Below are 14913 nucleotides of genomic sequence, written 5' to 3'. Positions count from 1 at the left end.
CAGTACGTACTACGGGCCCCCGGGACATGTTCCGGGGGCCCGTAGGGTCTTCCGGGGGTGCGGGGCCGTATCGATGTGCGGCTCCACCGCGTGGGCGCGGGCAACCCACCACAACCCGCACCCGCCGATGAACAGCCGAACCCGCCGCTGAACGCCGAACCCGCCGATGAGGAACCCGCACCGGCCGTCGAACAGCCCGCAGCAATCGCGACCGTGCCCCCGCGGGGGCCGGGCGCGCGGTTTCCCGCGCCCCTGAAGACCGGGGTGGAGCCCGCCGTACCCCCTGCTCACCCGGCGGAGCGCATGCGCTCACAGCGAACAGTCACCTCTCCGGGATTCCCCGGAGGGACCCGCGCGTTAGGGTCCATGAGTACGAGGGCAGGGGAGTCCCCGGAGCCGTCCGACACGGCGCGCACACGGGGTCCCACGCCCCCAGCAGAAGACGTGAGACGGCCCGGCGCCGTCGTAAGACGAGCAGGTGGATACGTGACGAATCTGATGCCCACAGCCGCCGGCGACCCCATCGGTGGTGGCCTCGGCGACCAGGTCTACAACCGGCTGCTCGGCGAGCGGATCATCTTCCTCGGCCAGGCGGTCGACGATGACATCGCCAACAAGATCACGGCGCAGCTGCTGCTCCTTGCCTCCGACCCGGAGAAGGACATCTACCTCTACATCAACAGCCCCGGCGGCTCGATCACCGCCGGCATGGCGATCTACGACACCATGCAGTACATCAAGAACGACGTGGTGACGATCGCGATGGGCATGGCGGCCTCCATGGGCCAGTTCCTGCTGAGCGCGGGTACTCCGGGCAAGCGCTTCGCGCTGCCGAACGCGGAGATCCTGATCCACCAGCCCTCGGCCGGCCTCGCCGGTTCCGCGTCGGACATCAAGATCCACGCCGAGCGGCTGCTGCACACCAAGAAGCGGATGGCGGAGCTGACCTCCTTCCACACCGGCCAGACCGTGGAGCAGATCACCCGCGACTCGGACCGGGACCGCTGGTTCGACCCGATCGAGGCCAAGGAGTACGGCCTCATCGACGACATCATGCCCACCGCTGCCGGAATGCCTGGCGGCGGCGGCACCGGAGCGGCCTAGGTCGGCACACAGCCGATCCGGGTGCCGGCGTAGACCGGCACCAAGCCGCTCCGAGCCCCCAGCCGACCGCCTCAGCCCTTATCAGGCTTTCCAGGAGACACAGTGAACGACTTCCCCGGCAGCGGCCTCTACGCCCGCACAGAGGCCGAGTACACCGGCCCTCGCGCGGAGTCCCGCTACGTCATCCCGCGCTTCGTCGAGCGCACCTCGCAGGGCGTCCGTGAGTACGACCCGTACGCGAAGCTCTTCGAGGAGCGCGTGATCTTCCTCGGCGTGCAGATCGACGACGCCTCCGCCAACGACGTCATGGCGCAGCTGCTGTGCCTGGAGTCGATGGACCCCGACCGGGACATCTCGGTCTACATCAACAGCCCCGGCGGCTCCTTCACGGCACTCACTGCGATTTACGACACGATGCAGTTCGTGAAGCCGGACGTCCAGACGGTCTGCATGGGCCAGGCGGCCTCGGCCGCCGCGATCCTGCTGGCCGCCGGTACGCCGGGCAAGCGCATGGCACTTCCCAACGCCCGCGTGCTGATCCACCAGCCGTACAGCGAGACCGGCCGAGGCCAGGTCTCGGACCTCGAAATCGCGGCGAACGAGATCCTCCGCATGCGCGCCCAGCTGGAAGACATGCTGGCCAAGCACTCGACGACGCCGATCGAGAAGATCCGCGAGGACATCGAGCGCGACAAGATCCTCACGGCCGAGGACGCCCTCGAGTACGGCCTGATCGACCAGATCATCTCGACCCGGAAGATGAACAACGCCGCGGTCGCGTGACGCGTAGCTGTATCGTCTGCCGCTCCTTGACGCGGTTCACGACAAAGTGAACCGCGCCAAGGGGGGCCCGAACGGGGGGCTCGGCAAGGTACCGTCGGACATAAGGCAGCACCAGGAGCCGCTGGATCTAGGCGTCTCCCAGGCGAAGGGGAAGCACACCGTGGCACGCATCGGTGACGGCGGCGATCTGCTCAAGTGCTCGTTCTGTGGCAAGAGCCAGAAGCAGGTCAAGAAGCTCATCGCAGGCCCTGGTGTGTACATCTGCGACGAGTGCATCGACCTCTGCAACGAGATCATCGAGGAGGAACTCGCCGAAACGAGCGAGGTCCGCTGGGAGGAACTCCCCAAACCTCGCGAGATCTACGAGTTCCTCGAGGGGTACGTCGTAGGCCAGGAGTCCGCCAAGAAGGCCCTCTCGGTAGCGGTCTACAACCACTACAAGCGGGTCCAGGCAGGCGAGAACAGCGCAGGTCAGAACCGCGAGGACGCCATCGAGTTGGCGAAGTCCAACATCCTGCTCCTCGGCCCCACGGGCTCGGGCAAGACGCTCCTCGCGCAGACCCTGGCCCGCATGCTGAACGTCCCGTTCGCCATCGCCGACGCCACGGCGCTGACGGAGGCCGGCTATGTCGGCGAGGACGTCGAGAACATCCTGCTGAAGCTCATCCAGGCCGCCGACTACGACGTCAAGAAGGCCGAGACGGGCATCATCTACATCGATGAGATCGACAAGGTGGCTCGTAAGAGCGAAAACCCGTCGATCACGCGGGATGTGAGCGGCGAGGGTGTCCAGCAGGCCCTGTTGAAGATCCTCGAGGGCACGACGGCCTCGGTCCCGCCGCAGGGCGGACGCAAGCACCCGCACCAGGAGTTCATCCAGATCGACACGACGAACGTCCTGTTCATCGTGGGCGGCGCCTTCGCGGGCCTGGAGAAGCTGATCGAGTCCCGGGCCGGCGCGAAGGGCATCGGCTTCGGCGCGACGATCCGCTCCAAGCGCGAGATGGAGTCCAAGGACCAGTTCGAGGCCGTCATGCCCGAGGACCTCGTCAAGTTCGGCATGATCCCGGAGTTCATCGGCCGTCTGCCGGTCATCACTTCGGTGCACAACCTCGACCGCGAGGCCCTCCTCCAGATCCTCGTCGAGCCCCGCAACGCGCTGGTGAAGCAGTACCAGCGCCTCTTCGAACTCGACGGCGTGGAGCTGGACTTCGAGCGCGAGGCCATGGAGGCCATCGCCGACCAGGCCATCCTCCGCCAGACCGGCGCCCGAGGCCTGCGCGCCATCATGGAGGAAGTCCTCCAGTCCGTGATGTACGAGGTCCCGTCCCGCAAGGACGTGGCCCGCGTGGTCATCACGGCGGAGGCAGTCCGCTCGAACGTGAACCCGACCCTGATCCCGCGGGACGCGCGGGGGCGGGGGCCGGGGGAGCAGAAGACGGCGTAGACGGTACGCGTACACGCAAAGGGGCGCCCGACGACCTTCGTTGGGCGCCCCTTTGCATACGCGTCCACGCGATCTTCGCGCGGATCAAGCCAGATTCACGATCTTCACTTATGTCATGTGTCCTTCACCTGGTCTCATTCTCACCGGCAGGGGTGACCACCCTGTGGTGCAAGACAAACGGAGGGTTGAGACGTGAAGATGAAGCGGGCCTTGGCAGCGGCCGGATTGACTGTTGCAGCGACAGTGGTGCCACTGGTGACGGCTGCACCGGCGGAGGCAAGTGCTGCAACCTGCCGCAGTTACTTGAGCCAGTGGTACACGGTGGGGCCCAAGGTGACGGCCGCGTGCAACCTTGACGGACCGGCCACCACAGCCCACCCGGTCTGTATCGTCAACCTCGTAGCCATAAGCGTGACGCAGTCGCGTGCGGGCACAGCCTGTTTGAAGGCATCGGTTGGCAACTGAGGCTGTCCCCGCTACTACGAAGGGGTCCAGTCACTTGACTGGACCCCTTCGTAGTGAGGGAGTTGCCGTGCGGGCGTCAGATCTTGACGCGGACTTCCTTGCGGAGCTTGGCGGCGGTCTCGGCCGATTCGTTGGGGTCGGCGCTCTTGCCCGCCGCGACGTCCGAGAGCTCCATCGGCATGACGAAGCCGAGCGTGCTGTGGTCGCCCCAGACGCAGTACGTCATAGTCACCGACTTTGGCTCGCTGGCCTCGCCGTCGGTGTTGTCCACCTTGGCGTTCTGGCACTTCATGACGGCGCCGTCCAACGAGTCGGGCTTGTACTCCTTCGGGCTGCCGACGACGGTGACGCCCTCCTCGCCCTGGGAGTCCTTCTTCATGAAGGCGAGGAATCCGTCGACCGCCTTCTCCGGGTCCTCGATGTCGCCGTAGACGCCGCCGAAGGTGATCATCTTCCCGGCCAGCGGGTTGGACTCGTCGCCCGACTGGTAGCTGGCGCTGACGTCCTTGGGGTTCTTCACACCCCACGACTCGGCGTCCTTCAGATCCGACTTGGTCATGCCGTCCTCGGAGCCGTTGCCCTTCTTGTACTCCGTCAGCACAGTCGCCGGAGTAGTCAGCTTGTGGGGGCCGTCGTCCGCGACGTCCGAGGAGCCGCTGCTGCCGCTTCCGACGACGAAGTACGCGCCGACCGCGATCGCCGCCACTACCGCGACCGCGCCGATGATGAGGCCCGTCTTCTTCTTGCCGCCGCCGGGAGGGGGCGGCACCGGCGCGCCGTAGGGGGCGCCGGGAGGCTGCTGCTGCGGGTAGCCGTAACCGGGCTGCTGGGGCGGAACCCCGGGAGGGGCCTGCTGGGGGTACCCGTAGCCGGGCTGCTGCTGAGGCGCCTGCTGCGGGTAGCCGTAGCCGGGCTGGGGGGCCTGCGGCTGCTGGCCGTAAGGACCCGGCTGACCGTACGGTCCGGGCTGCTGAGGCTGCCCGCCGTACGGGCCCGGCTGGTTGTAGCTCATTTCTGGGTTCCCCTCCAGATGCTTATGTGTTCCGAACATCTTGACGGAAGGTACGAGGGCGCGGGACCGGCGGGGTGGATTGATGCCTAGTTGTTGATGGTCTGTTCCAGACACTCGACGTATCGACTGAGACTGGCGGTCGAGTGCGCGGACGCCGACGCCGCGTAGTACGGCTTCGACCATAGATGTCCGTCAACGGAGTGAGATTGCCGGAGAGCTCTGGTTGAAGCTCCTCGCAGACGCTGGGCAAGGTTCGCGACGGACGTGTCGACCGGGTAGCGCACGACGAAGTGAACGTAGTTGGCCTTGCAGCGGAAGTCCTCCACCTCCGACTTCAGGGCCCGCGCAGCGTCGCGCATCGTGCGCTCGATGAGTGACCGCAAGTCATCTGTGAGGGTCGGGCTGTCTCGCGCCGTCATGAACGCAAGATGCGCTCGAAGGTCATGAAAGTCGGCGTTGCCGCGATCTCGATCCGTTCCTTCTGTTGCCTGGCGCTGTCGAGCGGATCGTTTGGGAGGGTGTGCGGCTCGCCAGACATCGAGTTCGGGTTGCGACCAGGTCGGGGTGCGACCTGTGTAGGAGGGGCGCGGGAAGTCGTTCTCCTTCCGGGAGTTGAGGACGTAGATCGCCTGGATGGTGACGCCGAGATACTCGGCTGCCTGTGCCGGTGTGAGTCGAGAGTCCGCCATATGTTTCACGGTATGACAGACAAGTTGAACTTGTCTGTCATACCGTGAGTGCGCTGGTCGTCTTGCAGATGAGGTCAGTTGAGCCGCGCTCGGGGAGGGGGACGGAGATGGCAGTCGGGAACGGCAGACGGACGAGGAAGCCGAACAAAGAACCTGCCGATACCGGGCGCGTCTACCGGCTCTGTCCCACATCTCGGCAGGCCGAGCGGCTTCTGGAGTGGGGCCATACCTGTCGCGCCGTCTGGAACGTAGCTCTGGAGCAGCGGCTCTACGTGCATCGGCAGAGGCGCGTGTACCTCCGGGCTGATGAGCAGTGCAGTTACCTGACCGAGGCTCGACGCGATCTCGCGTGGATCGCGGATCTGCCCTCTCAAGCTCCGCAGCAAGTCCTCAGGCACCTGGATCGGGCCTACGACAACTTCTGGAACGAGGAGCATCCCGCAGGCTTCCCGCGGTTCAAGAAGCGCGGTGCGCGGATGGCGATTCCCCTCCCGGGGCAGGCCGTGCGTGTGACCCGACTCAACCGTAGGTGGGCTTTCGTTCGTATCCCCAAGCTGGGCGAGGTGAAGTTCAGGCTGACGCGTCCCCTCGGAGGGCGGATCAAGAGCGCGACGATCCGCACGGACGGCTCGGGGCATTGGTACGTCAGCTTCGGCGTCCACATCGGGAGGGCAGTCGCCCCGCCGAACGAGCAACCTCCTGTGGGTATGGACTTCGGCGTCAAGCAGTCGGCGTACCTGTCGGACGAGGCTGCCCCGCGCCTCATGCCGCAGACCTTGACGGAAGGCGAGAAGCATAGGCTCGCCGGATTGGAGCGCCGCAAGGAGCGGCAGCTCGCGCATGCCAAGAAACACCGAGGCGGAAAGTACAGCAACCGCCTGCGCCAGACTCTGCGAGCCATCGCGGAACTGAGGGCGCGCCAAGCTCGTCGGCGTCTGGACTTCACACACAAGCTCACCACCGAACTGGCCAAGAACCACGGCCTGGTCGCTGTCGAGGATCTTCGCGTGAAGCAGATGACGAAGAACGCCAGGGGCAGCCGTGTCGAACCTGGCGTGCGCGTCGCTCAGAAGGCGGCTCTGAACCGGAGTGTGCTCGACAACCTGCCGGGTGAGAGACGCCGACAGCTCGTCTACAAGTGTCCCGTGTTCGGATCCGCTCTCGTTGCGGTGACTCCTGTGGGTACCTCGCAGACCTGCGGTGTCTGCCTGCAGCGGGATCCGGCATCGCGCATCAGCCGGGACGTATTCGTCTGCACGAAGTGCGGACACACTGACGACGCCGATCACAACGCGTCGGTCGTCATCCTTGTCCGCGGCCTTCGGACCGCAGCCGGCGAGGCTTCTACCGCAGGGCATTGCGGTGAACAGCACGCAGGGGCGGGCCATGCACGGCCCGCCATGTCCCGAGCTCGTCCGGGACGCACGCGTGAACCCCTGAACCCCTCATCCGCCGCGGCCCGGGCCATTGCGGATACCGAGGGCTACAAGGAATCCCTGCGGTGCACCCCAGGGAGGATGCCAACAAGTAATCGAGTTTCGGGACGCCCCCGTGACACCCCTAAACTGACCCCGTGACCGAGAACGCTCAGCAGCAGACGCCAGCCAACGCCCCCGAACTGCCGACCCAGTACGCGCCGGCCGAGGTAGAGGGGAAGCTGTACGAGCGCTGGGTGGAACGGGGTTACTTCGCCGCCGACGCGAAGAGTGAGAAGCCGCCGTACACCATCGTCATTCCGCCGCCGAACGTCACCGGGTCGCTGCACCTGGGGCACGCCTTCCAGCACACGCTCATGGACGCGCTGACCAGGCGCAAGCGCATGCAGGGGTACGAGTCGCTGTGGCTGCCCGGCATGGACCACGCCGGTATCGCCACGCAGAACAAGGTCGAGCAGCAGCTTGCCGAGGAGGGCAAGTCGCGGCACGACCTCGGGCGCGAGGCGTTCGTCGAGCGCGTCTGGCAGTGGAAGGAGGAGTACGGCGGCAAGATCCTCGGACAGATGCGCCGGCTCGGGGACGGCGTGGACTGGGACCGCGAGCGGTTCACCATGGACGAAGGGCTGTCCAAGGCCGTCCAGACCATCTTCAAGAAGCTGTACGACGACGAGCTGATCTACCGCGCCGAGCGCATCATCAACTGGTGTCCCCGCTGTCTGACGGCCATTTCGGACATCGAGGTCGAGTACCAGGAGGACGACGGCGAGCTCGTCTCCATCAAGTACGGCGAGGGTGACGAGACGCTCGTCGTCGCCACCACGCGTGCCGAGACGATGCTCGGTGACACGGCCGTCGCCGTTCACCCCGACGACGAGCGGTACAAGCACCTGGTCGGCAAGCGCATCAAGCTGCCGCTGACCGACCGCACCATCCCCGTCGTCGCGGACACGCACGTCGACCCCGAGTTCGGCACCGGTGCCGTCAAGGTCACCCCCGCCCACGACCCGAACGACTTCGCGATCGGCCGGCGCCACGGCCTGGAGTCGATCACGGTCATGGACGAGCGGGCGATCATCACCGTCCACGGCCCCTTCGAGGGACTCGACCGCTACGAGGCGCGGTCCGCCATCGTCGGCGCACTGCGCTCGCAGGGCCGGATCGTCGCCGAGAAGCGTCCGTACGTCCACAGCGTCGGGCACTGCTCGCGCTGCCGGACCACCATCGAGCCGCGGCAGTCCCTGCAGTGGTGGGTCAAGGTCGGCCCGCTCGCGCAGGCCGCCGGTGACGCGGTCCGCGACGGCCGGGTGAAGATCCACCCCGAGGACATGTCGAAGCGGTACTTCGACTGGGTCGACAACCTCAACGACTGGAACATCTCGCGTCAGCTGTGGTGGGGCCACCGCATCCCGATCTGGTACGGCCCGAACGGCGAGACGGTCTGCGTCGGCCCCGACGAGGAGCCGCCGGGCACCGAGGCCGAGGGCTGGAAGCAGGACACCGACGTCCTCGACACCTGGTTCTCGTCGGGCCTGTGGCCGTTCTCCACGCTCGGCTGGCCCGAACAGACCCCGGATCTGCGGAAGTTCTATCCGACGGACGTCCTGCTCACCGGCCACGACATCATCTTCTTCTGGGTCGCCCGGATGATGATGTTCGGCCTGTACGCGATGGACGGTGAGGTCCCCTTCAAGACCATCGCCCTGACCGGTCTGGTCCGTGACGAGCGCGGCAAGAAGATGTCGAAGTCGTTCGGCAACGTCGTCGACCCGCTCGACTGGATGGACGCGTACGGCTCCGACGCCGTCCGCTTCACCCTGGCCCGCGGCGCCAACCCCGGTACGGACGTGCCGATCGGCGAGGACTGGGTCCAGGCGTCCCGGAACTTCGCCAACAAGATCTGGAACGCCACGCGGTTCGCGCTGATGAACGGCGCGACGGTCGAGGGCCCGCTGCCGGACGCCTCCGAGATGTCGGCGACGGACCGGTGGATTCTCTCCCGGCTCAACAAGACCGTCGCCGAAGTCGACGCGTTCTACGAGGACTTCCAGTTCGCGAAGCTCTCCGACGCGCTGTACCACTTCGCCTGGGACGAGGTCTTCGACTGGTACGTCGAGCTGTCGAAGACGACGTTCATGGCGGGCGGTGCCGCCGCCGACGTCAGCAAGCGGGTCCTCGGTGAGGTCCTGGACGTCACGCTGCGGCTGCTGCACCCGGTCGTCCCGTTCGTCACGGAGACGCTCTGGACCACCCTCACCGGTGGCGAGTCCGTCGTGATCGCCGACTGGCCCAAGGACAGCGGCTTCCGCGACGCCGGTGCCGAGCGCGAGATCGAGTCGCTTCAGCAGGTCATCACCGAGGTCCGCCGCTTCCGTGCCGACCAGGGGCTCCAGCCCGGCCAGCGGGTCCCGGCCCGGCTGACCCTCGACGGCACCGCCTTCGCCCCGCACGAGGCGGCCATCCGCCAGCTGCTGCGCCTCCAGCCCGAGGGCGACACCTTCGCGGCCACGGCGACCCTGCCGGTCGCGGGCGCTCAGGTCGCGCTCGACCTCTCCGGCACGATCGACGTGGCGGCCGAGCGGAAGCGGCTTGCCAAGGACTTGGCCGCCGCCGAGAAGGAGAAGGCCCAGGCGAACGCCAAGCTCGGCAACGAGGCGTTCCTCGCCAAGGCGCCGGACCATGTCGTGGACAAGATCCGGGTGCGGCTCGCCAAGGCCGACGAGGACATTGCCCGGATCCAGGCCCAGCTGGAGGGGCTGCCCGCGGCGTAGCGCCTCTGGCGCAGGCGGGCGTGTGTACGTGGCCGAGGGCCCCGGGACCTGGTGGTTCCGGGGCCCTCGGTGTGCCTGGGCCCTTTTGTCGAGCGTATCCGGTTGCCGAGCGCTTCCGCCGGTTCGTTTTCGGCTGCGGGTCGGTCGTGGCTCCGTCGCGCAGATCCCCGCGGCCCTGAAAGACTGCGCGGTTCCCCGCGCCCCCAAGAGGGCTGCGCCCCCAAGAGGGCTGCGCCCTCCCCTCCAGGACGGGGCCGCCCTCCCACGGCGGCAGCCGTGCGGCTCCGTAGACTGGGTGTGTGAGTGAGCTCCCGCACGACAGCAGTGAGTCAGACCCGGCCGACCCGTTCGACGAGATCGTCGAGGCGGAGACCGGGCGCGATCCCGATCTCGCCGTGATCGAGGCCGGCAGCCGTACCCTGCGCACGCAGGGCGGACCGCCGGAGTCCGACATTCCCACGCGCCCGTCCGACCAGGAGACCGACAAGGCGCTCCGTGAGGTCGAGGCCGAGCTCGCCACGCGCTGGGGCGAGACCAAGCTGGAACCGTCCGTGACACGTATCGCCGCCCTCATGGACGTGCTGGGGGAGCCGCAGCGCGCGTATCCCTCCATCCACATCACCGGGACGAACGGCAAGACGTCGACCGCCCGCATGGTCGAGGCCCTCCTCGGCGCCTTCGACCTGCGCACCGGGCGGTACACCTCGCCGCACGTCCAGTCGATCACCGAGCGCATCAGCCTGGACGGCGCCGCGATCCCCGCCGAGCGGTTCGTGGAGACGTACCGGGACATCCAGCCGTACGTCGAGATGGTCGACTCCCAGCAGGAGTACCGCCTCTCCTTCTTCGAGGTCCTCACGGGCATGGCGTACGCGGCCTTCGCGGACGCGCCCGTCGACGTGGCCGTCGTGGAGGTGGGGATGGGAGGCAGTTGGGACGCGACGAACGTGATCGACGGGGATGTCGCCGTCGTGACGCCGATCGATCTGGACCACACCGACCGGCTCGGAACCACCCCCGGGGAGATCGCCAAGGAGAAGGCCGGGATCGTCAAGCAGGACTCGACGGTGATCCTGGCCCAGCAGCCCGTCGACGCCGCCCAGGTGATGCTCAAGAAGGCCGTCGAGGTCGATGCCACAGTCGCCCGCGAGGGGCTCGAGTTCGGCGTCGTGAGCCGCCAGGTCGCCGTCGGCGGGCAGCTGCTGACTCTCCGGGGGCTGGGCGGGGAGTACGACGAGGTGTACATCCCGCTGCACGGGGCGTACCAGGCGCACAACGCGGCGGTGGCGCTCGCCGCGGTGGAGGCGTTCTTCGGGGTCGGGTCCCAGCGGCCCGAGCCGCTCGACATCGACACGGTCCGCAAGGCCTTCGCTGCGGTCTCCTCGCCCGGGCGGCTGGAGATCGTGCGCCGGTCGCCGACGGTCGTGCTCGACGCCGCGCACAACCCGGCGGGGGCCCGGGCCACCGCCGAGGGGGTCCGCGAGGTCTTCGACTTCAGCCGGCTGATCGGTGTCGTGGGGTCGAGTGGGGACAAGAACGTACGGGGGCTGCTGGAGGCCTTCGAGCCGATCTTCACGGAGGTCGTCGTCACGCAGAACTCCAGCCATCGGGCCATGGACGTGGACTCGCTCGCCGCGATCGCCGTCGAGGTGTTCGGGGACGACCGGGTGCAGGTCGAGGCCCGGCTGGACGACGCCCTGGAGGCCGCGATCACGTTGGCCGAGGAGGAGGCGGAGTACGCGGGGGCCGGTGTGCTGGTGACCGGTTCCGTGATCACGGTGGGCGAGGCCCGGTTGCTGCTGGGGAGGGGCTGATCCGTGCGTACGCTCTGTGCTTCGACGCTGATCGGTGAGTTCTTCGTCATCGGTTTCGCGGGGCTTGTCGCGATGAAGGATCCCGATCTGTCCATGACCACGGTCTGGACGGTGAGTGGGGTCGCGATGGTGTTCTGTGTGCTGCTCTGCGGGATGATCACGCGGCCGGGGGGTGTTCAGCTGGGGTGGGCGCTGCAGGTCGCGCTCATCGCGAGCGGGTTCGTCGTGCCGACCATGTTCTTCCTCGGCGCCGTTTTCGCCGCCCTGTGGTGGGCGTCCGTCCATTTCGGGCGGAAGGTGGAGGAGGCGAAGGCGCGGTTCGCTGCGCAGACGGAGGCCGGGGGTAACGCGGCGTAGGTGTTTTCTCGCCCCCGCCGCCCTTACCCATTCCCGTCCCTTACTCAGGGGCTCCGCCCCCGAACCCCCGCTCCTCAAACGCCGGAGGGGCTGATTTTCAGTGGGGGTCTGGGGGCGTCAGCCCCCAGGGGAAGGGAACGGGTAGGGGCGGCGGGGGCGAAAACAGTCGGGTCGTCCCGTATCGGACCGCCCCACCCCGTAGCACCTGACGCTGCGTAACACGCACCCGGACACGCCCTGTAGCCTCGGTCATCCGCACATCTGTGACCCGAAGGAGCCACCACCGTGAGCCAGCGCACCCTCGTCCTTCTCAAGCCCGACGCGGTCCGTCGCGGCCTGACCGGCGAGATCATCAGCCGCATCGAGCGCAAGGCCGGCTGGGAGATCACCGCGCTGGAGCTGCGCACGCTGGACCAGGACACGCTGGAGCAGCACTACGGCGAGCACAACGGCAAGCCCTTCTACGAGCCCCTGGTCGCCTTCATGGCCTCCGGCCCGGTCGTGGCGCTGGTCGTCGAGGGCGAGCGCGTCATCGAGGGCGTACGGGCACTCGCGGGCCCGACCGACCCGATCGCCGCCGCCCCCGGCTCCATCCGTGGTGACTTCGGTGTGATCGTCCGGGAGAACCTGATCCACGCCTCGGACTCCGAGGAGTCCGCCGAGCGCGAGCTGAAGCTCTTCTTCCCGGGCCACGCCTGACGGCTCCCCGCCGGATCACCGAACCGCCGCACCCCGAGGCCCGCACCACTCGCGGGCCGACGGGCATGGCGGCGCGGGCCCAGCTCCAAGGCCCAAGGCTCTGGCCAGACCCCGCGGACCCCACTCCCAGCAGCCCTCGGCCCAAGCCGCCCAGGCGCGGGCGCCCGGAGGAACTGGTTCTGGGCCTGGGAGGCCCGGCTGCTGGGCTCCAGTGAGCCCGGTCCCGCAAATCCGGGGCGGTGCGCGCCCGGGGGACCGCTTCCGCGCCAGGCAGGCCCAGGCAGCTGGACCCAGCGAGCCCGGGCCCGGAATCCGGGGTCCTGTGCGCCTAGGGAACGGCTTCTATGCCCGGCAGGCGCCGCGGGTCCAGGCCGCTGAGCCCAGCGAGCCCGAGCCCGGATTCCAGGGCCCTGTGCGCCCAGGGAACGGCTTCCGTGCCCGGCAGGCCCCGCGGGTCCAGGCCGCTGAGCCCAGCGAGCCTGGCCCCAGTGAGCCCGAGCTCGGTATCCGGGGTCCTGTACGCCCAGAGGACGGCTTTCGTGCCCGACAGGCCCGACATGCGCCGCGGGTCCAGGCCGCTGAGCCCAGCGAGCCCGGACCCGGCCAGCCCGAGCCCGGAATTCGGGGCACTTCCGCCCAAGGGACCGCTTCCGCGCCCGGCAGGCGCCGCGGGTCCAGGCCGCTGAACCCAGCGAGCCCGGACCCAGCGGGCCCGAGCTCGGTATCCGGGGCCCTGTGCGCTTAGAGGACGGCTTCCGAGCCCGGCAGGCCCAGGCGGCTGGACCCAGCGAGCCTGAGCTCGGTATCCGGGGCTCAGGGCACCCAGGTGACCGCTCCCGCACCCGGCAGGCCCCCCAGCCCCAGGCAACTGAGCCCAGCCGACCCACCCCCAGCACCCTCGCACCCAACCACCCCACCCCGTCGCCCCCCATTCACCGCCCACCCACCCATTTGCCGCACCAAGACCCCGCCCCGCCAAGAATCTTCTGATGTCATGTCAGGCGGCTGGGCTTCTGAGCTGGGAGGGGCGCACAATGGCAGCTGCCGACTGGCATATGCGTGGCGATCGAGGGAACGCGTTCCCCCGATGGACCGTCTCCAGAAGCGGGGCGGCACGTCATCTGGTCACAATGGCGAAGACCCTCGCGCGGTGTTCGTACAGGCGAGACTACGATGGAAGCCTTCACGTCACAGCGCTCACCCTCGCCGACCTAAAAAGCCATCAAAAGCTCCACTTGGGAAGGCCAGACGAATCCTGATGGGGAACTCAATGTCGTTCATCGGCCGTGACATGGCTGTCGACCTCGGGACCGCCAACACGCTGGTGTACGTCAGGGGTCGCGGGATCGTACTCAACGAGCCGTCCGTCGTCGCGATCAACACCAACACCGGTGGCATCCTCGCGGTCGGCGCGGAAGCGAAGAAGATGATCGGGCGGACGCCGGGCAACATCGTTGCCGTGCGCCCGCTGAAGGACGGTGTCATCGCCGACTTCGAGATCACCGAGCGCATGCTCCGCTACTTCATCCTGAAGATCCACAAGCGGCGCTATCTCGCGCGTCCTCGCGTCGTCGTCTGTGTGCCCTCGGGCATCACGGGCGTCGAGCGCCGTGCCGTCATCGAGGCGTCGTCCCAGGCCGGCGCCCGCCAGGTGCACATCATCGAGGAGCCCATGGCCGCGGCCATCGGTTCCGGCCTGCCGGTCCACGAGGCCACGGGCAACATGGTGGTGGACATCGGCGGCGGCACCACGGAGGTCGCGGTCATCTCGCTCGGCGGAATCGTCACGGCACAGTCCATCCGTGTCGCCGGCGACGAGCTGGACAACGCGATCATCCAGCACATCAAGAAGGAGTACTCGCTCCTTCTCGGTGAGCGGACGGCAGAGCAGATCAAGATCACGATCGGTTCCGCGTACGACCTCGACAATGACGAACACACCGAAATCCGCGGCCGGGACCTGGTCTCCGGCCTCCCGAAGACCGTTGTCATCTCGGCCGCCGAAGTCCGCAAGGCGATCGAGGAGCCCGTCAACGCCATCGTCGACGCGGTGAAGACCACCCTCGACAAGTGCCCGCCGGAGCTGTCCGGCGACGTCATGGACCGCGGGATCGTGCTCACCGGTGGTGGCGCCCTGCTCCGCGGTCTGGACGAGCGGCTGCGTCGCGAGACCGGCATGCCGATCCATATCGCGGAGGATCCGCTCGACAGCGTGGCGCTCGGCTCCGGCAAGTGTGTCGAGGAGTTCGAGGCGCTCCAGCAGGTTCTGGACGCCCAGCCCCGCAGATGACGTAACGCTTCGATTCCGCCGTACGGGATGATCCCTTCTCGTACGGCGG

Annotated in this window: 11 protein-coding genes; 9 read left to right on the top strand and 2 right to left on the bottom strand. The window is 67.8% G+C overall.

The genetic code is table 11. From position 1 onward, the window contains the following. The first annotated feature begins 498 nt into the window (after positions 1 to 498). From ACN20J_RS17940 to clpX, 3 genes are all read left to right on the top strand, one after another. Positions 499 to 1104 carry an ATP-dependent Clp protease proteolytic subunit gene (locus tag ACN20J_RS17940; protein WP_189838477.1) on the top strand — a complete coding sequence of 202 codons (606 nt, stop codon included), beginning with the start codon at positions 499 to 501 and terminating at the stop codon, positions 1102 to 1104. A 102-nt stretch (positions 1105 to 1206) separates the two neighbouring features. After that, a complete protein-coding gene (locus ACN20J_RS17935) occupies positions 1207 to 1887 on the top strand; it encodes an ATP-dependent Clp protease proteolytic subunit (RefSeq protein ID WP_189837851.1) in 681 nt (226 codons plus the stop codon). Positions 1888 to 2047: 160 nt separating this feature from the next. After that, positions 2048 to 3334 carry an ATP-dependent Clp protease ATP-binding subunit ClpX gene (gene clpX, locus ACN20J_RS17930; RefSeq protein ID WP_143632143.1) on the top strand — a complete coding sequence of 429 codons (1287 nt, stop codon included), beginning with the start codon at positions 2048 to 2050 and terminating at the stop codon, positions 3332 to 3334. Positions 3335 to 3875: 541 nt separating this feature from the next. Here clpX and ACN20J_RS17925 read toward each other — a convergent pair. Next, positions 3876 to 4811 carry a hypothetical protein gene (locus ACN20J_RS17925; protein WP_419666293.1) on the bottom strand — a complete coding sequence of 312 codons (936 nt, stop codon included), beginning with the start codon at positions 4809 to 4811 and terminating at the stop codon, positions 3876 to 3878. Positions 4812 to 4897: 86 nt separating this feature from the next. Continuing rightward, positions 4898 to 5500, bottom strand: coding sequence for an IS200/IS605 family transposase (gene tnpA / locus ACN20J_RS17920; RefSeq protein WP_362001658.1), 603 nt, complete (start codon positions 5498 to 5500; stop codon positions 4898 to 4900). 107 nt (positions 5501 to 5607) lie between these two features. Between tnpA and ACN20J_RS17915 the strand changes: the two genes are divergently transcribed. The 6 genes from ACN20J_RS17915 (at position 5608) to ACN20J_RS17890 (ending at position 14864) form a co-directional block, all read left to right on the top strand. After that, positions 5608 to 7077 carry an RNA-guided endonuclease InsQ/TnpB family protein gene (locus ACN20J_RS17915; protein ID WP_419666292.1) on the top strand — a complete coding sequence of 490 codons (1470 nt, stop codon included), beginning with the start codon at positions 5608 to 5610 and terminating at the stop codon, positions 7075 to 7077. Then, positions 7074 to 9704 carry a valine--tRNA ligase gene (locus tag ACN20J_RS17910; protein ID WP_361899230.1) on the top strand — a complete coding sequence of 877 codons (2631 nt, stop codon included), beginning with the start codon at positions 7074 to 7076 and terminating at the stop codon, positions 9702 to 9704. The genes ACN20J_RS17915 and ACN20J_RS17910 overlap by 4 nt, the downstream gene beginning before the upstream one ends. A 299-nt stretch (positions 9705 to 10003) precedes the next feature. Then, entirely contained in the window at positions 10004 to 11518 is a 1515-nt protein-coding gene (gene folC / locus ACN20J_RS17905; RefSeq protein WP_189837854.1) for a bifunctional tetrahydrofolate synthase/dihydrofolate synthase, read from the top strand. A 3-nt stretch (positions 11519 to 11521) separates the two neighbouring features. Next, complete coding sequence (locus ACN20J_RS17900) at positions 11522 to 11875, top strand: DUF4233 domain-containing protein (protein ID WP_419666291.1); 354 nt, start codon at positions 11522 to 11524, stop codon at positions 11873 to 11875. A gap of 285 nt (positions 11876 to 12160) precedes the next feature. After that, positions 12161 to 12574: a nucleoside-diphosphate kinase gene (ndk, locus tag ACN20J_RS17895; protein ID WP_419666290.1), complete on the top strand. Its 414-nt coding sequence runs from the start codon at positions 12161 to 12163 to the stop codon at positions 12572 to 12574. Positions 12575 to 13844: 1270 nt separating this feature from the next. After that, positions 13845 to 14864 carry a rod shape-determining protein gene (locus ACN20J_RS17890; RefSeq protein WP_037747701.1) on the top strand — a complete coding sequence of 340 codons (1020 nt, stop codon included), beginning with the start codon at positions 13845 to 13847 and terminating at the stop codon, positions 14862 to 14864. Positions 14865 to 14913: the final 49 nt, after the last annotated feature.

The organism is Streptomyces sp. 2-1, from assembly GCF_048564895.1.
In the GTDB taxonomy this organism is placed as follows: domain Bacteria; phylum Actinomycetota; class Actinomycetes; order Streptomycetales; family Streptomycetaceae; genus Streptomyces; species Streptomyces phaeochromogenes.
Note: the sequence above shows the minus strand (reverse complement) of the source record. Positions and strands in the feature narration are given on the sequence as shown.

Coding starts and splice junctions, on each gene's coding strand:
- ACN20J_RS17940 (WP_189838477.1), top strand. CDS start 499: ATGCCCACAGCCGCCGGCGACCCCATCGGTGGTGGCCTCGGCGACCAG.
- ACN20J_RS17915 (WP_419666292.1), top strand. CDS start 5,608: ATGGCAGTCGGGAACGGCAGACGGACGAGGAAGCCGAACAAAGAACCT.
- tnpA (WP_362001658.1), bottom strand. CDS start 5,500: ATGGCGGACTCTCGACTCACACCGGCACAGGCAGCCGAGTATCTCGGC.
- ACN20J_RS17925 (WP_419666293.1), bottom strand. CDS start 4,811: ATGAGCTACAACCAGCCGGGCCCGTACGGCGGGCAGCCTCAGCAGCCC.
- ACN20J_RS17890 (WP_037747701.1), top strand. CDS start 13,845: ATGTCGTTCATCGGCCGTGACATGGCTGTCGACCTCGGGACCGCCAAC.